The organism is Mycobacterium kyorinense, assembly GCF_001672775.1.
Classification (GTDB): Bacteria; Actinomycetota; Actinomycetes; order Mycobacteriales; family Mycobacteriaceae; genus Mycobacterium; species Mycobacterium kyorinense_A.
The window spans coordinates 12090-31175 of record NZ_LZKJ01000138.1; the positions used below are offsets into that span (position 1 = coordinate 12090).

Consider the following 19086-nt stretch of genomic DNA (forward strand, 5'->3'; position numbering starts at 1 on the left):
GACCGCGAATTCGCCCGGCCCGGCGAGGACAGCCGGGCATTACTAGTAGCGTCAGCGCTATGTGGGCTGCACCGGAGCACCTCGCGTCCCAGGGCGACATCACCGCCGAGATCGCCCGCGTGGCGGCCTTCGGCGCTGACGGACCGCAGCCGCGACTGAACTACCCGCCGTACCGCAGCAGCGCACTGCGCCATCCGCAATCACCGTTTGTCCGCGTCGATCCGGACGAAATCGAGCGCGCGGCGCCCTGCTTCGGCTACCAGGATGTCGACCCCGGCGATGCCGACCTCACCGCCGGACATCCCGGCGAGCCGATCGGCGAGCGCATCATCGTGACGGGCCGGTTGCTCGACACCGCGGGTCAACCGCTGGCCGGACAACTCATCGAGATTTGGCAGGCCAACGCCAGCGGCCGCTACCACCACGAGCGCGACCAGCACCCCGCGCCGATCGATCCGAATTTCGTCGGGGTGGGCCGCTGCCTGACGCAGCCCGACGGCACGTACCGCTTCTTGACCATCAGGCCGGGTCCGTACCCCTGGCGCAACCACCAGAATGCCTGGCGGCCCGCGCACATTCACTTCTCGGTCTTCGGTACGGCGTTCACCCAGCGCCTGGTCACCCAGATGTATTTTCCAGGCGATCCGTTGTTCGGGTTGGATCCCATCTTCCAGTCCGTCGTCGACCCGGCCGCGCGGCAACGGCTGATCGCCACCTACGACCACGAGCTCACTCAACCCGAGTACGCCACCGGCTACCGCTGGGACATCGTGCTGGAGCGCTGCGGCTATGAGTGAATTCGCTTGCACGCCAGGGCAAACGGTGGGGCCGTTCTTCCATTGTGCGTTGCCGTATGTCGGCGACCATCGATTGGCCGGCGATACCGTTGCCGGCGCCATCCAGTTGCACGGCGTGGTTTTTGACGGCGCCGGGGTCGGCGTCCCCGACGCGCTGGTCGAACTGTGGCAGCCCGGCCCGGACGGCAGCATCGTCGCACAACCGGGTTCGTTGCGTCGCGACGGCGCGGCCTTCACCGGTTGGGGACGGTGCGCGACCGATGCGGCCGGCCGCTACGCGTTCACGACGCTGCCGCCCGGTCCGGTAACCGCTGGACGCGCCGCGTTCTTCGCGATCACCGTCTTCGCGCGCGGGCTGTTGAATCGGTTGTTCACCCGGGCGTATGTGCCGCACGGCGACCTGGCTGCCGAGCCGCTGCTGTCGGCGCTCGATACCGCGCGACGAAACACCCTGTTGTGTGTCGCGGAGCCGGGCGGATACCGTTTCGACATCCACCTGCAAGGCGAACACGAGACGATTTTCCTGTCCTACCACGGTGATAACGGATGACGAACCTGCTGTGGCCGGGCGATCACCGCGCCGGTGACCTGATGACCGACGAGGCGTTGCTGGCGACGATGGTCGCAGTGGAATCGGCCTGGTTGAACGCACTGGTCGGCGCCGGCCTGGCTCCCGTCGAGGCCGCCGACGCCGATCTGGGCCGACTGTTGGACGCGCAAGATTGCGAGGTGCTTGCCGCGGGCGCCGAAGACGGCGGTAACCCGGTGACCGGGTTGGTGGCGCTGCTGCGTGAGCGGGCTGCTCCGGCGCTCAGCGCCTGGATCCACCGCGGCCTCACCAGCCAGGATGTCTTGGACACCAGCTTGATGCTGGCTGCCCGTGATGTCGCCGACATGCTGAAAAGCCAACTTTCCGAGCAGATTTCGACACTGTCGACTCTGGCACGAACGTATCGCGCCACCCCGATGGTGGCCCGGACGTTGACCCAACACGCCGTGCCGACGACATTCGGGGCCAAAGTGGCCGGGTGGCTGAACAGCGTGATCGACGCGTATCGGAGCCTCGACGCAATGACCTGGCCGGCCCAGATCGGCGGTGCCGGCGGGACACTGGCGGCGACGACCGAACTGGCCACTTTGGCCGGACACCACGACGGACCCGCGCACGTCTCAATCCAGCTGGCGCAAAGTACCTCCGCCGCATTGGGATTGGCGAACCGGATGCCGTGGCACACTACCCGCACACCGATCACCGCCCTCGGTGACGCCCTGGTGGGATGCACCGACGCGTGGGGCCGGATCGCCTCGGATATCGTCACCCTGGCCCGTCCCGAGATCGCCGAATTGAGCGAGCCTGCCGCCGGTGATCGCGGCGGCTCGTCGACCATGCCGGGCAAGCGCAATCCCGTGCTGTCCATCCTGCTGCGCCGTACCGCGATGTCGGCCCCGCAATTGGCCGCGACACTGCACATCGCGGCTGCCCTCGCTCACGACGAGCGCCCGGATGGGGCGTGGCACGCCGAATGGGACACGCTGCGGACGCTGGCCCGCCGCACCGTCGTTGCCGCCGCGCAGTGCAGCGAGTTGCTCGTCGGGCTCGAAATCCATCCAGGGCGCATGGCCGAGAATCTCGACACGGCCGACGTAGCCGGCGAGCAACGTGCGATCGCGGACCTGGCCGAAAGCACCCCGTCGCCAACCTATTTCGGTACAGTGGATTTCTTGATCGATGACAGCCTGAATCGTGCCCAACGGTTTCTCAAGGAACGGCGTTGAGTATTCCTGCCATCCGCGGGTGCCATCTGGGCGGCTCGCCTGACCTGCCGCCGCTGGTCGTCGGTCCGTCGCTGGGCACCTCCGTGATCGCACTGTGGTCGGCGGCGGCGCGGCGTCTGGCGGACAGCTATCACGTCATCGGCTGGGACCTGCCCGGGCACGGGGCCAGTCCGCCGCCGCGGGGCGCCTTTACGATCGCCGAGTTGGCCACAGCTGTGGCCAAGCTGGTGGATCACACGGTGGGCAAGCGGCCGGTCACCTATGCCGGTGTCTCGGTTGCCGGCGTCGTCGGACTGCAGTTGCTGCTGGCGCGGCCCGAGCGCATCTTGTCTGCCGCACTGATCTGCACAGCGGCAAAGATCGGCGACCCAGATGATTGGCACTCCCGGGCGCGGGTCGTCCGTAGCGGCGGGACCGGTGAAGTAGTGTCCGGGTCTGTCCGGCGGTGGTTCGCTCCCGGGTTTTTCGAACGTGACCCGGCGTCGGCACGGGCGCTGCTGGACGCGTTGCGAGACGTGGACGACGACGGCTATGCGCGAACCTGCGAGGCGCTCGCCGAATTCGATGCGCGCGGGCGCCTCGGGGAAATCGACACCCCGATCGTCGCGGTCGCCGGCGCCGACGACATCGCCACCCCGCCCGACTCGGTGCGCTTCATTGCCGTCAACGTGAGCCGTGGCCGGTTCGTCCAGGTGCCCAACGCCGCGCACCTGGCACCCGCCGAGCAGCCCGGGCGTATTGCCGATGTTCTTGCCGCCCTGAAGAAGTGGAGATGAGATGGCCGGGGTCAACGACCGCTACGAGGGCGGGATGGCAGTGCGGCGCGAAGTGCTCGGCGAGCACTATGTGCAACGCGCCGACTCGCAGATCACCGACTTCACCCGCGACTTTCAGTCCCTCATCACCGAATTCGCCTGGGGTGCGATCTGGACGCGGCCGGGGCTGGATCGGCGCAGCCGCTCACTGATCGCGCTGACCGCACTGATCGCCCGTGGGCGCGACGAAGAACTCGCGGCGCATCTCCGGGCCGCGCTGCGCAACGGGCTGACCCGCGATGAGATCAAGGAAGTGCTGCTGCAGACTGCCATCTACTGCAGCGTGCCGGATGCGAACAGCGCTTTCCGGATCGCCCAGCGCGTGTTCGCCGAAATCGACGCTCAGTGAGGAAGTTTCACTCGGTTGCCGGTTTGTGAGCGATGATCGCCACGGCGATCAGCTGCTCGCGGTATTTGCGGAACGTGCGACGCATGATCAGCACGCGCCGTCGCGCATCGTGGTGGGTGAGCAGGTTTTTGGCGAATCGCAGTGCCCCCCACAGTCCTTCGTCGGCGACCAGCCGCCGCGGCTGTAACAGCGCCATCGGCGCTGTTGCGACTTCGTCGACGACCAGCCCCGCCTCGGCCAGGCGCTGGGTCCATTCGGCCACGGTGAGCGGGCGGGCGTTGACTTTGATCGCACGGGCAAGAGACTGCCGGACATCGGTTTTGACGTCTTCGGCGATGCTGTCCGGAGTCAGCGCCAGTTCGTGGATGGCGTAGCGTCCGCCCGGCCGCAGTACCCGTGCCGCCTCGCCGATGATGGCCTGCTTGGCGGTCTCGCCCTGCATGGTCAGCATCGCCTCACCGATCACCACGTCGGTTGCGGCGTCGGGCAGGCCGGTCTGGGCGGCGTCGGCGACCCGGACATCGCCATGTCCCGCAACGATGTTGCGCACGGCCCGAGCGGCATCGGGGTCTTGCTCGGCACCGAGATACGAGCGGGGGCGGCGGGCCAGAATCTCGGTGGCGGTGCGGCCCATTCCGGGAGCCAGTTCGAGCACGTCGACGCCCCCCACATCGGCGCGGGCCAGCAGTGTGCGGGTCAGGCCGATCCCGCCCGGGCGCAAAACCCGCTTGCCCAGCCGGGCCAGTAGCCAGTGCCCGTGTACCGCCTCATCGGTGCGGTCCGCCGACGGCAGGATGTCGTGGTCGGTCATCAGACGGCCTGCCGCACGGTCGGTGTGAGCGGAAGGATTTCCCGCTTTTGGTGCACGGTCAGATAACGCAGCCCGTCCGGGCCGGCGTTGAACTGGCGTCGAGAGCGCTTGGGCAGCCAGAGCAATGCGCCGGGAACCAAATCGATCACGCCTTGTTCGGTGGTCAGCCGGCCGCTACCGGAGAGCACGTGGATCAAGACGTCGACGTCGGCGCCGGTGTGCGCGTCGATCCCGCCGTCGGGTGCCAGCGCGATCACGTTCGAATCGAGATCGCGCTCGCGAGCTTCCAGCTTCCATACCGCCCCGGTCACGTCGGGCTCGGCCGCAAGATCGGCGGTATTGGCCAGCACTCGGGGGAGCGGAGTAGCGGCGCGCTTGGTGATTCGGATGCGCCAGACCTTCGGGCCCTTCTCGACGTACTCCCAGCCGTAGCTGCCGGCGTGGTCGGCCTCGAACTCGTCGTGCAAATGCTTGGGGTCATGGTTGTTCACCAGCACAAACGATTCGTCAACCGACAGTGCGCCATAGGTGGCGAAGATCGTCGGGTGCTTCTGCGGTTTCGGCAGTTCCCGGACGTCAAGTTCGTTCTCGGCCATGCGTGCTGTCTACCTCTCTCCGCCGCTTCTATTTCTACAATCGCGCTTGTGTAAACCCTAGCGCATCCGCTGTCCGTCGGAAAGACTCGTGGGGCAACAGGTCCCACACCGTCACTAGTTTCTACAAGATAGTTTGTGTAAACTCCGGTCCATGGCGTACGTGATCGGGAAACCATGTGTTGATGTGATGGACCGGAGCTGCGTGGAGGAGTGCCCGGTCGACTGCATCTACGAGGGCGGCCGCGCCCTCTACATCCACCCCGACGAATGCGTGGATTGCGGTGCCTGCGAACCGGTTTGCCCGGTCGAGGCGATCTACTACGAAGACGATCTTCCAGAGGACCTGCAGCCCTACCTGGCCGACAATGACGCATTCTTCTCCGAGACGTTGCCGGGGCGCGACGAGCCGCTGGGCTCGCCGGGCGGGGCCGCCAAGCTCGGTCCACTCGGCGTCGACACCCCGCTGGTGGCCAGCCTGCCGAAGGCCGAAGAAACTCAGGAAGAATGAGCGACATCGTCAGGTCACCAACCGAACACGTCGGTCGTCGGCGTGACGTCCTTCGGGTGTTGAAAGCGGCGACGGCGCCGATGAGCATCGCCGCTGTCGCCGACGAGTTGCACGTGCACCCCAACACCGTCCGCTTCCATCTCGACACGCTGGTCAGCGAGGGGCAGGTCGAGCAGGTGGCGCCGGGCCGCAAAGGGCCGGGCCGGCCACCGTTGATGTTCCGGGCGACCCGCCAGATGGACCGCGGCGGCCCGCGCCGTTACCGGTTGCTGGCCGAGATCTTGGCGTTGGGCTTTGCCGCAGACCGTGATCCGAGTGCCAAGGCGCTGGCCGCGGGCCGGGCCTGGGGTCAGCGGTTGGAACCGCCGCCCGCGAACGGCAAACGGACCCGACCTCTCGGGACCGAGGAATCGATCGAGCACTTGGTGGACGTGCTCGACGACCTCGGGTTTGCGCCCGAGCGCCGCGGCAAAAAGGAGGTTGGTCTGCGGCACTGCCCCTTCCTGGAACTGGCCGAAACCCGCACCGCCGTTGTCTGCCCGATTCACTTGGGGCTCATGCAAGGAGCATTGGAAACCTGGCAGGCACCGGTTGCGGTCGATCGGCTGGACGCCTTCGCCGAACCGGACCTGTGCACCGCGCACCTCACCTTGGGCTCTGGCAGATGAGCGCCGGCGACGAAGATGCCGGCGTAGCCGGGATTGAGGAGCGGCGCCGATGAGCAGCGCCGGAGCAGCCGTCGCCGTCGCCGCGACCTTGCTGTGGCTGGGCATGGTGTTGGCGATCTCGTTTCTCGAAGCGCCGCTGAAGTTCCGCGCGCCCAACGTCACCACGCAGATCGGGCTTGGCATCGGCCGGCTGGTCTTTCGCGCGCTCAACAGCGTGGAGGTCGCCTTCGCGGTGGTGATCCTGGTGGCCGCCGTGGCCAGCCCGCCCCCGACCGGTGTCACCGTGGCGTTCGTCGTCGCATTCGCCATGCTGGGTTTGCAATTGGGTGCGGTGCGGCCGCGGTTGAACCGCCGGTCCGACAAGGTGCTGGCCGGCCTCAACGCGCCGCGCTCGCGCGCCCATTACGGGTATGTCGGCCTCGAGCTGGTCAAGGTGGTTGCATTGGCCGTGGCCGGGGTTCTTCTACTATCCAGCTGAAGGCCCACCTCCAACCGAAGGACTCATCGATGGACTCCGTCTCACTGACCAGCCTGGCCGCCGAACAGCTCGCCAAGGCGCGAGAGGCGCATAGCGGTCGGGCCGCGCACACGATTCACGGCGGGCATGCGCTCGAATTGCGCCAGACGGTGCTGGCACTGCTGAGCGGTCAGGAGTTGGCCGAACACGACAGCCCGGGGGAGGCGACGCTGCAGGTGCTGCAGGGCCATGTGCGGCTGACCGCCGGAGACGAAGCCTGGGAGGGCAAAACCGGTGACCACGTCACGATCCCGCCGCGACGGCACGCGCTGGAATCACTCGAGGATTCGGTCATCATCCTCACCGTGGTGAAGAACATCCCCTCGGCGTAGCGCGCCGCTGTGCTCTCGACGCCGTGGTCACGCCGCATGGGATTGCGGGTGCCGATCGTCAACGCGCCGATGGGCGGCGTGGCCGGCGGACGGCTCGCGGCCGCGGTGACCGCGGCGGGCGGGCTGGGCATGGTCGGCATGGGCAGCGCCGGATCGACGACGGCACTGGCCACCGAGATGCAGCACGTGCGCGGCACATTCGGAATCGGCCTGGTGGACTGGGTGATCCGCAAGGAGCCGGGTCTGCTCGACGCGGCGCTGGCCGCGCGGCCCGTCCTGCTGTCGGTCAGCTTCGGGACCGACTGGTCTTGGGTCCGGCGCGCGCATGATGCCGGAATCGCCACCGCCACCCAGGTTTACGACGGCGACGAGGCGCGGCGCGCGCAGGACGCAGGCATCGATGTTCTGGTCGCCCGGGGCGCCGAGGGCGGTGGGCACGGCGACGCGACGATCGCGACGCTGCCACTGCTGGATGCCGTGCTCGATGCGGTGTCACTACCGGTACTGGCCGCGGGCGGCATCGCCTCGCCGCGCAGCCTGGCCGCGGTGCTGGCCGCCGGTGCCAGCGGGGCGTGGCTGGGCACCTGCTTGTCGGTTTCCTCGGAGGCGTTGACCAGCGATCCCGCCCGCCGGATGCTGATCGCTGCCCGCGAGACGGACACCATCACGACGCGGGTGTTCGACGTCGGTCGTGATCGCCCGTGGCAAGAGCGGTTTCCGTCGCGGGTATTGCGCAACGAGTTCGTCGCACGCTGGGACGGCCGTGAGGACACGCTCGCCGGTGACTCCAGCGCCCAGGCCGAACTCGCCGAAGCGATTGCCGCAGAGGATTACCGGGTCGCTCCGGTCGACGCGGGACAAGGGGTGGCCATGGTGACCGCCGTGACCCCGGTAGCCGAGGTGATCGACCGGCTCTGCGAGGGCGCCGAAGCTCTGCTTGCCCGCTGGGGCTAACCGCTCGTCAGCACCACACAGCAGCGCTCCGGTTGCGGCTGCAACCGGGCGTGGGGACAGTGCGGGGTGAGCGCATCGGTCACCCCGGTGATCAGCGCATGGTTCATGCCGCAGGCCAGTTCGGTCTGTTCTTGAGCCAGCGCATGAAACGGGCAGTTGGCCAGATAGACCTCGCCGTCGGCGCGTCGCGGCTCGTAGCCGTAGTCGGCCAGCACGGTCGTCGCCAGTTCGAGCGCTGACTGCGTGTCGGGCGGCTGCTCGCCGTCGCGGACGGCCGCATCGGCGATGGCGCGGCCGTAGTCGTGCGCCACCTGCTGCAGCACCTCGACAGCGGGCATCCCGGTCTGCGCGGAGCGGGCGATGGCCTCGGCCATCAGGCGGCCGGCCAGCTCGTACTCGCGCTGCGGCAGGCTGACCGCGATGTCGCGGTTGGCCCGTTGATACAGCTTGGACGTGCGGCCCGCCCCGGGTCCGGACCGACCCGTCAACCGGGCATAGCCCGATTCCAGCAAGCCCTCGGCCTCCAGCCGGTCGAGGTGGAACTTCGCCTGGTGGCGCGCAATACCCACGGCATCAGCTGCTTGATCCCGGCTGACCGGCTGCGACTGCGCGCAGACGAACCGGTAGAGCTCGTGTCGCACCGGATCGGCGAGCGCGCCGATTCCGGCGGCGTCGCGCTGCAAGTCTCCCATAGCTCCACTTCTAACGGATTAAACCCTTGACGTTAGAGTACTCCCCGTTCTAACGTTCAAATTAGGATCTTTTAGAGTAAGGAGCTAGTCATGACCACTACCCACGCACCGGCCTCCACGGCGACCCTCGCCGAGCGATTGAAGGATCCGGCGTACTCGGCGTACTTCGCGTTGCGCGTCGTGTTCACCGTCGCGCCAATCCTGTTCGGCCTGGACAAGTTCTTCAACCTCCTGACCCATCCCTACCACTGGGGCGAGTTGTATCTGGCCAACTGGATCAACGACATCGTTCCCGGCAACGCCGACCAGTGCATGTACGTCGTCGGCGTGATCGAGATCGTGGCCGGCATCCTGGTGGCCGTCGCGCCGCGCATCGGGGCATGGGTGGTGGCGGCCTGGCTGGCCGGCATCATCGTTGACCTGCTGACGCTGTCCGGTCACTACGACGTCGCACTGCGTGACTTCGGCCTGCTGGTCGGCGCCGTCGCGCTCGGCCGGCTGGCCCAGGGCTTCCACGCCGGCAAGCAGGTCTGACCCAACCCGACCGGTGCGGCCCAGCGCATCACACCGCGCGCACGTAGCGCTTGGCGATGATGCGCTGGGCCAGCGTCACGAGCGGTCCGCCGGCCTTGCTCCACCACGTCGCCGGCCGCGAGAACGCCGACACCTCCGCGAACACCGCCGCGGTCACCGGGTCATGACGTACGACGAATCGTTCTTCGCCGGACTCCGGGTGACCGGGCAGCGTGCCGTAGGCGAATCCCCGGACGTCCGGTTCGTCGATGACGTAGACAACACGACACGGTGCCTGCAAGAAGCCGAGCTTGACCAGCAGGACGGCGCCCACCTCGACCACGTCGCTGCTGGCCGTCACCCGCAGTCCGGCGCCGCGTTGCATGCCCCAGTGCATCAGCGCGTCGGCGGCGTCGTCGAAACGCTTTTGGCCCGCACCGATCTGGGTGGCAAAGCCGATGTGGCGGTAGCCCGGCGGCGGCGGCCCGGCGGTCGCGCCCACTTCGGAATAGGTCAGCGGTAAATCGGCCAGCATGCGCAAGTCCACCAGCTCAGCTTGCCACGACGTAGCGGGCGTGAGGCATTGGCGGCGTACGGTCGGCTTCATGACCGCACAAAGCTCACAAACGCCCGCCCAGGCCTCCGGAACCTTCACTCTTGGCGGTGACCTCACCGTCAACCGGCTCGGGTTCGGCGCGATGCGCATCACCGGCAAGGGCGTCTGGGGCCCACCGGCCGACCGCGACGAAGCCGTGCGGGTGTTGCGCCGCGCCGTGGAACTCGGCGTCAACTTCATCGATACCGCGGACTCGTATGGGCCCTACGTATCTGAGGAGATCATCTGCGAGGCGCTGCATCCCTACCGGGGACTGGTCATCGCAACCAAGGCCGGGCTGCTGCGCACCGGCCCGGATGTGTGGGTGCCGTTGGGCAACCCCACTTATCTGCGCCAGGAGTGTGAGATGAGCCTGCGGCGCCTGGGCGTCGACACCATCGACCTGTTCCAGTTGCACCGCGTCGACCGCAACTTCCCGTTGGAAGATCAGGTGGGTGAGCTGGTGAAGTTGCGCGACGAAGGCAAGATTCGCCACATCGGCTTGTCCGAGGTGGACGTCGACCAACTGGCCGCCGCCCAGCAGATCACCCCGATCGTGTCGGTGCAGAACATGTACAACCTGACAGCCCGCGACGCCGAACCGCTGCTGGATGCGGCGGCCGAGCAAGGTGTCGGCTTCATCCCGTGGTTCCCGCTGGCCGCCGGACCGCTGGCCGCCCCCGACGGGCCACTGCAGCAGATGGCCGCCGAACACCAGGCGACACCGGCGCAGTTGTCGCTGGCCTGGCTGCTGAAACGCTCGCCGGTGATGTTGCCGATTCCGGGCACCTCCAGCGTGGCGCACCTCGAGGAGAACGTCGCGGCCGCCGAGATCACGCTCTCCGACGAGGAGTTCGAGACGCTGTCGGCCGCTGGCGCCCAGCAAAGCAGCTGACCGGCCGCCGCGAAAGTGCATTCCACGATGCATTTTGCGAGTGGACCCGTCGGTAGTTGCACTCTCGCGTGCACATACGGTGTCGGCATGGCCGGCGAACAACACCCGGGCGGCGGGTTCAATCCGCCGGATCCGACGACCAAAGGTGGACCCGACTACGGCAGGTTCATCGACGCGGTGCGGACGCTGCAGGACCATGCGCGTGCGGTCGATGCGCCCGACGAGGTGATCAGTGAAGCGGCCGACCTGCTCGAGAAGGTGTCCGGTCTGCTCGGCCCGTACGACACCGACGAATGGCAATCACCATCGGGCCGCCGGATGGACCTGCCGATGCGCGGCAACCTGCTGACCGTGCCGATGAAGATGTCCAGAACTGACGACGGCCGCATCCACGGCTGGGCCCGGTTCCGCCGGTTTCATCTGGGACGCAACGGCTGTGCACGGCGGCGCGATTGCGCAGCTGTTCGATTCGGTGTTGGGCCTGACGTCCGCTGTGCTGACCGGCGGGCCCTACCAACGCACCGCCTATCTGCACGTGAACTACCGTCGCATTGTGCCGATCGACAAAGAGTTACGGGTCGATGCGGGGATCGGACGCACCGCCGGCCGGAAGATCTTCGTCGAGGGACGCCTGCTCGACGGCGAGACCGTGCTGGCCGACGCCGAAGCCCTCTTCGTACGACTACGGCCAGGACAACCGTGACGCCATCAGGACGGCCAATCACGCACCGCTGGACCCGGTGGCGAGATCGGCTACGCCATTGGCCCGTCGTCGATCTCGGCTACCGGATGGTCGTCGCAGTAATCGGTCTTACCGTTCTCACGATTGGCGTCATCGCGATTCCGTACCCCGGACCGGGTTGGGCCATCGTGTTTTTGGGACTGGCCGTCCTTGCCAGCGAGTTCGCCTGGGCGCACCGGCTGCTGACCTACGCCAGGAGCCGCTATGACGCGGCGATGGCATGGTTCACCCGCAAAAGCCGCTGGGTGCAGGCGCTGGGTGTCGCGTTCACCGCGGCGGTCGTGGTGATGACGATGTGGCTGCTCGGCGTTGTCCACTGGTCGGCGGGCCTGGTGGGTGTCGAACAGTCGTGGTTGACGAGCCCGATCTAGCCGCCGATACGTCGAGCCGTTGGCGCGCTGCGGTGAACAGGGTCGCGCAGACGTCGGCCAGCTCTTCCGGGCGGTGGGTGCTGCCGGTCATCAGCCAGTCGACGAGTAGGTGGTTCACGCCGCCGACCAGTGCGACGGCAGTCGAGCGTTCCTTGTGCGTCAGTGGTTCGGTACGGGAGGCGGCCCAGATGCTGGCCTGGTACGTCGAGAACGGGATGGCCGGCGTACCGGCGGAACGACTCGAAATCTTCGACGGCGACGTGGAACTGGGCGTCGGGGTGAGCCTGCTGTGGACGCCCGGTCACACCGACGGGAACCATTCGCTGTGCGTCAACACTCCCGACGGTATCTGGGTGTGCTCGGAAAACGGTATGGCGCCGGACAATTGGCAGCCGGAACTGTCGAAGATCCCCGGCGTCAAGCAGCAGGCCGCGTTCTACGGGCGTGAGGTGGTGCTCAACGCCAACACGCTGGAGGACACCCTCGACCAGTACGACTCGATGGTCAAAGAGAAGACGATGGCCTCGCCGTCGCCGCGCGACCCACGCTGGGTGCAGGTGATCCCGTCGTCGCAATGCGTGTCCTGGAAACGGCAATGGCCGCTGATCCCGACGTACTCACACGCCCCGCTGAACTACGGCGAAATCGCCAAACCGGTCCGCAGCGCCTCGTGACGGCGACACGCGGCGAGCAGCACATCCGTTTGCGGTCGGCGATTCAGGTCAACCCCAGAGGAACGTAGCTGTCGAGAACGCGTCAGGAGATTGCAATGGTGTATCCGTCTGGCCAATCCGGTCCGAGCCAGCAGCAGGCTGGCGCCGAGCCGCCCGTTCGACGGGAGGTGATTGCATCCTTCGATAATTACTTCGCCGCGCAGCAATTGGTCGACCGGATGTCCGACGGCGGATTTCCCGTGGAGCACGTCCGCATCGTCGGCGACGGGGTACGCACCGTCGAACACGTCACCGGTCGCCTGACCAACGCAAGGGCCGCGTGGGCCGGCGCGGGCGCCGGTGCCTGGTGGGGCCTGCTGATCGGGTTATTGTTCGCGATCTTCACGGTCGGGCCGTATTGGATATGGGCGCTGCTCATCGCGGTGGCCATCGGGGCCTTCTGGGGTGCCGTCTTCGGATTCGTCGCACACTGGTCGACTCGAGGTCGGCGCGACTTCTCCAGCGTGCAGACATTGGAAGCCCAGCGTTACGACATCTGCGTCACCGCCGACCACGCGCAAGAAGCGGCCCGTTACGTTCACGCAGGGTGACTGCATGGCAGTGAGCCCCAGCGAACGATTCCGTTACCAGCGGCGCTGCTGATTCACGCCCGCTGTCGGCGGCCCTGCTTGGCTGAGGACCGCCCCGATAGCATGGTCGTCGATCCCCCGAGCCTTGGAGACCGCCGCCATGACCGCCCCCGCGCAACCCGCCTCAACAGGCAATGGCGGCGACCCGCAGCGCCCGGATGCGCCGGGCTCGCGATCGCCGTACGCCCCGATCCGGGTTGCTGCCGGCACGCCCGCGGCCGCAGCGGTGCGCGATGCGGGGCTGCCAGGGCGCGGGGTGCCCGACGCCGTCGTGGTGGTGCGCGACGCCGATGGCAAACTGCGTGACCTGAGCTGGATACCCGACGTCGACGCCGAGGTCGTTCCGGTTGCCGCCGACACCGACGAAGGTCGCAGCGTCATCCGGCACTCCTGTGCCCACGTGTTGGCCCAGGCCGTCCAGGACATGTTCCCGGACGCCAAACTCGGGATCGGGCCGCCGATCACCGACGGCTTCTACTACGACTTTGACGTGGCGCAGCCGTTCACCCCCGAGGACCTGGACGCGCTGGAGAAGCGGATGCGCCGCATCGTCAAAGACGGGCAGCTGTTCGCCCGACGCGTCTATGAATCCAAAGACGAGGCCCGCGCCGAGCTGGCCGGAGAGCCCTACAAGCTCGAACTGGTCGACGACAAGTCCGGCGACCCGACGGTGATGGAGGTAGGCGGCGACGAGCTCACCGCCTACGACAACCTCAATCCCCGTACCCGAGAACGTGTTTGGGGTGACCTGTGTCGCGGTCCGCACATCCCCACCACCCGCCACATTCCGGCATTCCGGCTGACCCGCAGCTCGGCGGCGTACTGGCGCGGCGACCAGAACAACGCCAGCCTGCAACGCATTTACGGCACCGCCTGGGAGTCCCAAGAGGCCCTCGACCGCCACCTGACCCTGCTCGAAGAGGCCCAACGTCGCGACCACCGCAAGCTGGGCGCCGAACTGGACCTGTTCAGCTTTCCCGACGAAATCGGCTCGGGCTTGGCGGTTTTCCACCCCAAAGGCGGAATCGTGCGCCGCGAGCTGGAGGAGTATTCACGGCGTAAGCACATCGAGGCCGGCTACCAGTTCGTCAACACTCCGCACATCACCAAGGCGGACCTGTTCCAAACGTCCGGGCACCTGGACTGGTATGCCGACGGCATGTACCCGCCGATGCATATCGACGCCGAGTACGACGACGACGGCACGGTGCGCAAGCCGGGGCAGGACTACTACCTCAAGCCGATGAACTGCCCGATGCACCACCTGATCTTCCGCTCCCGCGGGCGGTCCTATCGCGAACTGCCGTTGCGGCTCTTCGAGTTCGGCAGCGTCTACCGCTACGAGAAATCCGGCGTGGTGCACGGGCTGACCCGGGTACGCGGGATGACTCAGGACGACGCGCACATCTACTGCACCCGCGAGCAACTGCGTACCGAACTCGCGTCGCTGCTGCGGTTCGTGCTCGACTTGCTCGGCGACTACGGCTTGGACGACTACTACCTGGAGCTGTCCACCAAAGATCCCGACAAGTTCGTCGGCACCGACGAAGTGTGGGACGAAGCCACCGAAACCCTGCGCGCAGTGGCCGAGGAATCGGGGCTGCAGCTGGTGCCCGATCCCGGCGGGGCCGCGTTCTACGGGCCGAAGATCTCGGTTCAGGTCAACGACGCGCTCGGGCGCAATTGGCAGATGTCGACCATCCAGCTCGACTTCAACATGCCCGACCGATTCCACCTGGATTACACCGCCGCCGACGGCAGCCGGCAGACGCCGGTGCTGATCCACCGCGCGCTGTTCGGGTCGATCGAGCGGTTCTTCGGCGTGCTGACCGAGCATTACGCCGGCGCGTTCCCGGTGTGGCTGGCGCCGGTGCAGGTGGTCGGCATCCCCGTCGCCGACGGTCATGTGCCGTATCTGGAAGACGTTGCCGCCCAACTGCGCTCGAAGGGTGTGCGGGTCGAGGTCGATGCCAGCGATGACCGGATGGCCAAGAAGATCGTCAACCACACCAACCAGAAGGTGCCGTTCATGCTGCTGGCCGGGGATCGTGACGTGGCCGCCGACGCGATCAGTTTCCGGTTTCCTGACCGCACCCAGATCAACGGAGTAAGCCGCGACGAGGCCGTCGACGCCATCGTGAAATGGATCGCCGAACGCGAAAACACCGCTCCCACCGCAGATTCAGTGAAGGTGAGCAGCCGTGGCTGACGAGGACTACATCGTCGACAGAGGCGTCGGCGAGTCGGACCACCTACAGCGGCTGTGGACGCCCTACCGGATGAGCTATCTGGCCGAGGCGCCGCTGCGGCGGGACAATTCCACACCGGCGCAGCCTTTTACCGACATCCCGCAGCTCTCCGACGAGGACGGCCTGGTGGTGGCCCGCGGCGAACTGGTCTACGCGGTGCTCAACCTCTACCCGTACAACCCGGGACATCTGATGGTGGTGCCGTATCGGCGGGTGTCCGAACTCGAGGACCTCACCGACAAGGAAAGCGCAGAGCTGATGGCGTTCACCCAAAAGGCGATTCGCGTCATCAAGAACGTGTCGCGGCCACACGGCTTCAACGTCGGGCTGAACCTGGGCACGTCGGCGGGCGGGTCGCTGGCCGAGCACCTGCACGTGCACGTCGTGCCGCGGTGGGGCGGGGACGCCAACTTCATCACGATCATCGGTGACTCCAAGGTCATTCCCCAGTTGCTGCGCGACACCCGTGAGTTGCTGGCCACCGAATGGGCCAGGCAACCATGAGCAAGTTCTTTTCCCGCGAGGGAGTCGCCACTGTCACCACGCCGCTGGCCCGAGCGTTCCTGCGGGTGGGATTCACCGCGGACGGTGTCACCATCCTGGGCACCGCCGCGGCCGTGGTCGCCTCGCTGACGTTGTTCCCGACCGGCAAACTGTTCGCCGGCGCCTTGGTGATCTGGTTTTTCGTGATGTTCGATCTGCTCGACGGTGCGATCGCGCGGGAAAGCGGCGGCGGCAGCCGGTTCGGCGCGGTGCTGGACGCCACCTGCGACCGCATCAGCGACGGCGCGGTGTTCTGCGGGCTGGCGTGGTGGGCGGCGTTTGGCCTACGCAGCCCGTCGCTGGTGGTGGCCGCGCTGATCTGTCTGGTGACCTCACAGGTGATCTCCTACATCAAGGCCCGCGCCGAAGCCAGCGGTCTGCGCGGCGACGGCGGCTTCATCGAACGACCGGAACGGTTGATCATCGTGCTGGTCGGCGCGGGATTGTCCGACCTGCCACTCTTCCCGCTGCCGTGGGCGCTGCACGTGACGATGTGGCTGCTCGCCGCGGCCAGCATGGTCACCTGCGCGCAGCGGCTGCATACCGTGCGGACCTCGCCGGGCGCGGCGGATCCGCTGCGTCCGGGAGAGTCGGAAAAGAGCGAACCGTGATCTCGTTGCCGGCGGGACTGAAAGTGCCTGGGCTCAGTCGCTTCCCGCTGGCCAGCCGAATGAGTGACTGGGGGTATGCGGCCGGCTGGATGATGGTGCGCACCATGCCGGAGTTGGCCGCGCGCAACATGTTCGACGCCGGGGCGCTCTACGCCTCGCGCAACGGCGGGCCTGAGCAGTTGCGCAAGAACCTGGCCCGGGTGATCGGGGTGGCGCCGGCCGACGTGCCCGGCGCACTGATGCGTGCCTCGCTGGCCTCCTACGCGCGCTACTGGCGGGAGGCGTTCCGGCTGCCGTCGATGGACCACCAGCGGCTGGCTCAACAGCTGGATGACTCGGTCCTCGGACAACAGCATCTCGACGCGGCGCTGGCCGCGGGCCGCGGGGCGGTGCTGGCGTTGCCGCACAGCGGCAACTGGGACATGGCCGGGGTCTGGCTGTCGCAGACCCGCGGCACGTTCACCACCGTCGCCGAGCGGCTCAAGCCCGAGTCGTTGTACCGGCGGTTCATCGACTACCGGGAAAGTCTCGGCTTCGAGGTCCTTCCGTTGTCCGGCGGCGAACGGCCACCGTTCGAACTGCTCAGCCAACGGCTGACCGACAACAAGGTCGTCTGCCTGATGGCCGAGCGCGACCTCACCCGCACCGGAGTCCAAGTCGACTTCTTCGGCGAGCCCACCCGGATGCCGGCGGGATCGGCCACGCTGGCCATCCAGACCGGGGCGGCGCTGCTACCGGTGCACTGCTGGTTCGTCGACGACGGATGGCGATTCGAGGTCTATCCGCCGCTGGATTGCGCCAGCCGCGACGTCAGCGCCATCACCCAGGCGCTGGCTGACCAGTTTGCGCGCAACATCGCCGCACACCCCGCCGACTGGCATATGCTGCAGCCGCAATGGCTGGCCGATCTGCGCCCAGCGACGATGCGGGCCGGGACGGCCCGGGGAGAAGCTGGGCAATGAATCGCGCTGAGCGACAGGCCAGCTCGGGAGTCCGGCGAGCTGAAGCGACGCGACCCGGGGAGCAGGAACAACTCTGATGCGCATCGGGATGGTGTGTCCCTACTCGTTCGACGTGCCGGGCGGGGTGCAGTCGCATGTGCTGCAGCTCGCCGAGGTGATGCGCGCCCGCGGGCACACGGTCAGCGTGCTGGCGCCGTCGTCGCCCCATGTCGAGCTGCCCGACTATGTGGTGTCCGCCGGGCGGGCCGTCCCGATCCCCTACAACGGCTCGGTGGCCCGGCTGCAGTTCAGTCCCGCGGTGCACCGCCGGGTTCGGCGCTGGCTGACCGAGGGCGATTTCGACGTGCTGCACCTGCACGAACCCAACGCGCCCAGCTTGTCGATGTGGGCGCTGCGGGTGGCCGAGGGGCCGATTGTGGCGACATTTCACACGTCGACCACCAAATCGTTGACGCTGACCGTATTCCAGGGCGTGCTGCGGCCCTGGCACGAGAAGATCGTCGGCCGCATCGCGGTGTCCGACCTGGCGCGGCGCTGGCAGATGGAGGCGCTGGGCTCCGATGCGGTGGAGATCCCCAACGGCGTGGACGTGGCCGCGATCGCGTCGGCGCCGCGGCTGGACGGATATCCGCGGCCGGGCAAGACGGTGCTGTTTTTGGGCCGCTACGACGAGCCGCGTAAGGGGATGTCGGTGTTGCTCGACGCGTTGCCCGCGCTGGTCGAGCATCTGCCCGACGTGCAAGTGCTGATTGTCGGGCGCGGCGATGAGGACGAATTGCGCGAGACTGCAGGTGATTTGGCGAAACATCTGCGGTTCCTTGGCCAGGTCGACGACGCCGGCAAGGCCTCGGCGCTGCGCAGCGCCGACGTCTACTGCGCGCCCCACACCGGCGGCGAAAGTTTCGGCATCGTGCTCGTGGAGGCGATGGCCGCCGGGACCGCGGTGGTGGCTAGCGACCTGCACGCGTTCCGGCGGGTGCTGCGCGACGGCGAGGCCGGCCGGCTGGTCCCGGTTGACGACGGCGCGGCGTTGGCCGAAGCCCTGGTGGCGGTGCTGGAGAACGATGTGCTGCGGGAACGCTACGTCGCCGCAGGCACCGAAGCCGTGCGCCGGTACGACTGGTCGGTGGTGGCCAACCAAATCATGCGGGTCTACGACACGGTGGCCGGCTCCGGCGCCAAGGTTCAGGTGGCCAGCTGATGGTTTGGCTGGTGGTGGCTATCGCAGTGCTGGTCGTGGTGCTGCTGGTGGTGCTCGCGGCCTGGGGCTATCACACCGCCAACCGGCTGGACCGGCTACATGTGCGCTGCGACCTGTCCTGGCAGGCGCTCGACGGTGCCCTGGGCCGCCGCGCCGTGGTGGCCCGCGCCGTCGCGATCGATGCCTTTCACGGCGCCGCCCAGGGCAAGCGGTTGGCGGCGCTGGCCGATGCGGCCGAGCGTGCGCCCCGCCACGACCGCGAGGCCTGCGAAAACGAGTTGTCGGC

Annotated in this window: 24 protein-coding genes and 2 pseudogenes; 22 read left to right on the forward strand and 4 right to left on the reverse strand. The window is 67.4% G+C overall.

What is annotated here, in order from left to right; all coding sequences use genetic code 11:
• Positions 1-59 precede the first annotated feature (59 nt).
• Genes pcaH through pcaC form a run of 5 tightly spaced genes read left to right on the forward strand, consistent with a single transcriptional unit; the run spans position 60 to position 3737 of the window.
• Positions 60-797, forward strand: a complete 738-nt coding sequence (gene pcaH, locus A5707_RS15080) for a protocatechuate 3,4-dioxygenase subunit beta (RefSeq protein ID WP_065015271.1) — start codon at positions 60-62, stop codon at positions 795-797.
• The gene (gene pcaG / locus A5707_RS15085; protein ID WP_065015272.1) at positions 790-1347 is read left to right on the forward strand and encodes a protocatechuate 3,4-dioxygenase subunit alpha; all 558 of its coding nucleotides are present in this window, start codon (positions 790-792) and stop codon (positions 1345-1347) included. Before pcaH ends, pcaG begins: the two co-directional genes overlap by 8 nt.
• Positions 1344-2573: a lyase family protein gene (locus tag A5707_RS15090; protein ID WP_065015273.1), complete on the forward strand. Its 1230-nt coding sequence runs from the start codon at positions 1344-1346 to the stop codon at positions 2571-2573. Before pcaG ends, A5707_RS15090 begins: the two co-directional genes overlap by 4 nt.
• Positions 2570-3349 (forward strand): alpha/beta fold hydrolase, encoded by a 780-nt coding sequence (locus tag A5707_RS15095; protein WP_065015274.1) that lies wholly within the window; start codon positions 2570-2572, stop codon positions 3347-3349. Before A5707_RS15090 ends, A5707_RS15095 begins: the two co-directional genes overlap by 4 nt.
• A gap of 1 nt (position 3350) precedes the next feature.
• Positions 3351-3737, forward strand: a complete 387-nt coding sequence (gene pcaC, locus A5707_RS15100; RefSeq protein ID WP_065015275.1) for a 4-carboxymuconolactone decarboxylase — start codon at positions 3351-3353, stop codon at positions 3735-3737.
• Positions 3738-3744: 7 nt separating this feature from the next.
• On the opposite strand, the gene A5707_RS15105 is transcribed toward pcaC, so the two are convergent.
• On the reverse strand, positions 3745-4548 hold the full coding sequence (locus tag A5707_RS15105) for a class I SAM-dependent methyltransferase (RefSeq protein WP_065015276.1): 804 nt from the start codon (positions 4546-4548) through the stop codon (positions 3745-3747).
• Positions 4548-5144, reverse strand: a complete 597-nt coding sequence (locus A5707_RS15110) for a DUF2249 domain-containing protein (protein WP_065015277.1) — start codon at positions 5142-5144, stop codon at positions 4548-4550. Before A5707_RS15110 ends, A5707_RS15105 begins: the two co-directional genes overlap by 1 nt.
• Positions 5145-5295: 151 nt before the next feature.
• On the opposite strand from A5707_RS15110, the gene fdxA reads away from it, so the two are divergent.
• The 5 genes from fdxA to A5707_RS15135 are packed head-to-tail and all read left to right on the forward strand — an operon-like array spanning position 5296 to position 8123.
• Positions 5296-5652 (forward strand): ferredoxin, encoded by a 357-nt coding sequence (gene fdxA / locus A5707_RS15115; protein WP_065015278.1) that lies wholly within the window; start codon positions 5296-5298, stop codon positions 5650-5652.
• Positions 5649-6320 carry a helix-turn-helix transcriptional regulator gene (locus A5707_RS15120; protein ID WP_065015279.1) on the forward strand — a complete coding sequence of 224 codons (672 nt, stop codon included), beginning with the start codon at positions 5649-5651 and terminating at the stop codon, positions 6318-6320. The genes fdxA and A5707_RS15120 overlap by 4 nt, the downstream gene beginning before the upstream one ends.
• Before the next feature lie 49 nt (positions 6321-6369).
• The gene (locus tag A5707_RS15125) at positions 6370-6798 is read left to right on the forward strand and encodes a hypothetical protein (protein WP_065015280.1); all 429 of its coding nucleotides are present in this window, start codon (positions 6370-6372) and stop codon (positions 6796-6798) included.
• Between the two features lie 29 nt (positions 6799-6827).
• Positions 6828-7169 (forward strand): cupin domain-containing protein, encoded by a 342-nt coding sequence (locus A5707_RS15130; protein ID WP_065015281.1) that lies wholly within the window; start codon positions 6828-6830, stop codon positions 7167-7169.
• A 9-nt stretch (positions 7170-7178) separates the two neighbouring features.
• Positions 7179-8123, forward strand: coding sequence for an NAD(P)H-dependent flavin oxidoreductase (locus A5707_RS15135; RefSeq protein WP_065015282.1), 945 nt, complete (start codon positions 7179-7181; stop codon positions 8121-8123).
• Here the strand turns inward: A5707_RS15135 and A5707_RS15140 are convergent.
• Positions 8120-8815: a helix-turn-helix transcriptional regulator gene (locus A5707_RS15140; RefSeq protein WP_065015283.1), complete on the reverse strand. Its 696-nt coding sequence runs from the start codon at positions 8813-8815 to the stop codon at positions 8120-8122. The two genes, A5707_RS15135 and A5707_RS15140, sit on opposite strands and share 4 nt — an antisense overlap.
• 90 nt (positions 8816-8905) lie before the next feature.
• On the opposite strand from A5707_RS15140, the gene A5707_RS15145 reads away from it, so the two are divergent.
• Complete coding sequence (locus A5707_RS15145) at positions 8906-9349, forward strand: DoxX family membrane protein (RefSeq protein ID WP_065015284.1); 444 nt, start codon at positions 8906-8908, stop codon at positions 9347-9349.
• A 28-nt stretch (positions 9350-9377) separates the two neighbouring features.
• On the opposite strand, the gene A5707_RS15150 is transcribed toward A5707_RS15145, so the two are convergent.
• Positions 9378-9875: a DUF1990 domain-containing protein gene (locus A5707_RS15150; RefSeq protein WP_065015292.1), complete on the reverse strand. Its 498-nt coding sequence runs from the start codon at positions 9873-9875 to the stop codon at positions 9378-9380.
• A 58-nt stretch (positions 9876-9933) separates the two neighbouring features.
• On the opposite strand from A5707_RS15150, the gene A5707_RS15155 reads away from it, so the two are divergent.
• From A5707_RS15155 to A5707_RS15205, 11 genes and pseudogenes are all read left to right on the forward strand, one after another.
• Positions 9934-10818, forward strand: a complete 885-nt coding sequence (locus tag A5707_RS15155) for an aldo/keto reductase (RefSeq protein ID WP_065015285.1) — start codon at positions 9934-9936, stop codon at positions 10816-10818.
• An 87-nt stretch (positions 10819-10905) separates the two neighbouring features.
• Positions 10906-11521: pseudogene (locus A5707_RS15160) on the forward strand (PaaI family thioesterase).
• Positions 11518-11931 carry a TIGR02611 family protein gene (locus A5707_RS15165; protein ID WP_065015286.1) on the forward strand — a complete coding sequence of 138 codons (414 nt, stop codon included), beginning with the start codon at positions 11518-11520 and terminating at the stop codon, positions 11929-11931. Before A5707_RS15160 ends, A5707_RS15165 begins: the two are co-directional and overlap by 4 nt.
• On the forward strand, positions 11910-12605 hold the full coding sequence (locus A5707_RS15170) for a hypothetical protein (RefSeq protein WP_197495339.1): 696 nt from the start codon (positions 11910-11912) through the stop codon (positions 12603-12605). The genes A5707_RS15165 and A5707_RS15170 overlap by 22 nt, the downstream gene beginning before the upstream one ends.
• A gap of 95 nt (positions 12606-12700) precedes the next feature.
• Positions 12701-13195, forward strand: coding sequence for a general stress protein (locus A5707_RS15175; protein WP_065015287.1), 495 nt, complete (start codon positions 12701-12703; stop codon positions 13193-13195).
• A gap of 139 nt (positions 13196-13334) precedes the next feature.
• Complete coding sequence (gene thrS, locus A5707_RS15180; protein WP_082969477.1) at positions 13335-15443, forward strand: threonine--tRNA ligase; 2109 nt, start codon at positions 13335-13337, stop codon at positions 15441-15443.
• Positions 15436-15987, forward strand: a complete 552-nt coding sequence (locus A5707_RS15185) for an HIT family protein (RefSeq protein ID WP_065015288.1) — start codon at positions 15436-15438, stop codon at positions 15985-15987. Before thrS ends, A5707_RS15185 begins: the two co-directional genes overlap by 8 nt.
• A complete protein-coding gene (gene pgsA, locus A5707_RS15190) occupies positions 15984-16637 on the forward strand; it encodes a phosphatidylinositol phosphate synthase (RefSeq protein WP_065015289.1) in 654 nt (217 codons plus the stop codon). Before A5707_RS15185 ends, pgsA begins: the two co-directional genes overlap by 4 nt.
• Before the next feature lie 59 nt (positions 16638-16696).
• Positions 16697-17599 carry a phosphatidylinositol mannoside acyltransferase gene (locus A5707_RS15195; protein ID WP_156657980.1) on the forward strand — a complete coding sequence of 301 codons (903 nt, stop codon included), beginning with the start codon at positions 16697-16699 and terminating at the stop codon, positions 17597-17599.
• A 76-nt stretch (positions 17600-17675) separates the two neighbouring features.
• Entirely contained in the window at positions 17676-18800 is a 1125-nt protein-coding gene (locus A5707_RS15200) for a glycosyltransferase family 4 protein (RefSeq protein ID WP_065015291.1), read from the forward strand.
• Positions 18800-19086, forward strand: a pseudogene (locus A5707_RS15205) (exopolyphosphatase); the annotation flags it as partial. The gene A5707_RS15200 and the pseudogene A5707_RS15205, both read left to right, overlap by 1 nt.

Excerpts from the sequence above, each read along its gene's own strand:
- pcaH (WP_065015271.1), top strand. The coding sequence starts at position 60 with ATGTGGGCTGCACCGGAGCACCTCGCGTCCCAGGGCGACATCACCGCC.
- pcaG (WP_065015272.1), top strand. The coding sequence starts at position 790 with ATGAGTGAATTCGCTTGCACGCCAGGGCAAACGGTGGGGCCGTTCTTC.
- A5707_RS15090 (WP_065015273.1), top strand. The coding sequence starts at position 1,344 with ATGACGAACCTGCTGTGGCCGGGCGATCACCGCGCCGGTGACCTGATG.
- pcaC (WP_065015275.1), top strand. The coding sequence starts at position 3,351 with ATGGCCGGGGTCAACGACCGCTACGAGGGCGGGATGGCAGTGCGGCGC.
- A5707_RS15105 (WP_065015276.1), bottom strand. The coding sequence starts at position 4,548 with ATGACCGACCACGACATCCTGCCGTCGGCGGACCGCACCGATGAGGCG.
- A5707_RS15110 (WP_065015277.1), bottom strand. The coding sequence starts at position 5,144 with ATGGCCGAGAACGAACTTGACGTCCGGGAACTGCCGAAACCGCAGAAG.
- fdxA (WP_065015278.1), top strand. The coding sequence starts at position 5,296 with ATGGCGTACGTGATCGGGAAACCATGTGTTGATGTGATGGACCGGAGC.
- A5707_RS15120 (WP_065015279.1), top strand. The coding sequence starts at position 5,649 with ATGAGCGACATCGTCAGGTCACCAACCGAACACGTCGGTCGTCGGCGT.
- A5707_RS15125 (WP_065015280.1), top strand. The coding sequence starts at position 6,370 with ATGAGCAGCGCCGGAGCAGCCGTCGCCGTCGCCGCGACCTTGCTGTGG.
- A5707_RS15130 (WP_065015281.1), top strand. The coding sequence starts at position 6,828 with ATGGACTCCGTCTCACTGACCAGCCTGGCCGCCGAACAGCTCGCCAAG.
- A5707_RS15140 (WP_065015283.1), bottom strand. The coding sequence starts at position 8,815 with ATGGGAGACTTGCAGCGCGACGCCGCCGGAATCGGCGCGCTCGCCGAT.
- A5707_RS15145 (WP_065015284.1), top strand. The coding sequence starts at position 8,906 with ATGACCACTACCCACGCACCGGCCTCCACGGCGACCCTCGCCGAGCGA.
- A5707_RS15155 (WP_065015285.1), top strand. The coding sequence starts at position 9,934 with ATGACCGCACAAAGCTCACAAACGCCCGCCCAGGCCTCCGGAACCTTC.
- A5707_RS15175 (WP_065015287.1), top strand. The coding sequence starts at position 12,701 with ATGGTGTATCCGTCTGGCCAATCCGGTCCGAGCCAGCAGCAGGCTGGC.
- thrS (WP_082969477.1), top strand. The coding sequence starts at position 13,335 with ATGACCGCCCCCGCGCAACCCGCCTCAACAGGCAATGGCGGCGACCCG.
- pgsA (WP_065015289.1), top strand. The coding sequence starts at position 15,984 with ATGAGCAAGTTCTTTTCCCGCGAGGGAGTCGCCACTGTCACCACGCCG.
- A5707_RS15195 (WP_156657980.1), top strand. The coding sequence starts at position 16,697 with ATGAGTGACTGGGGGTATGCGGCCGGCTGGATGATGGTGCGCACCATG.
- A5707_RS15200 (WP_065015291.1), top strand. The coding sequence starts at position 17,676 with ATGCGCATCGGGATGGTGTGTCCCTACTCGTTCGACGTGCCGGGCGGG.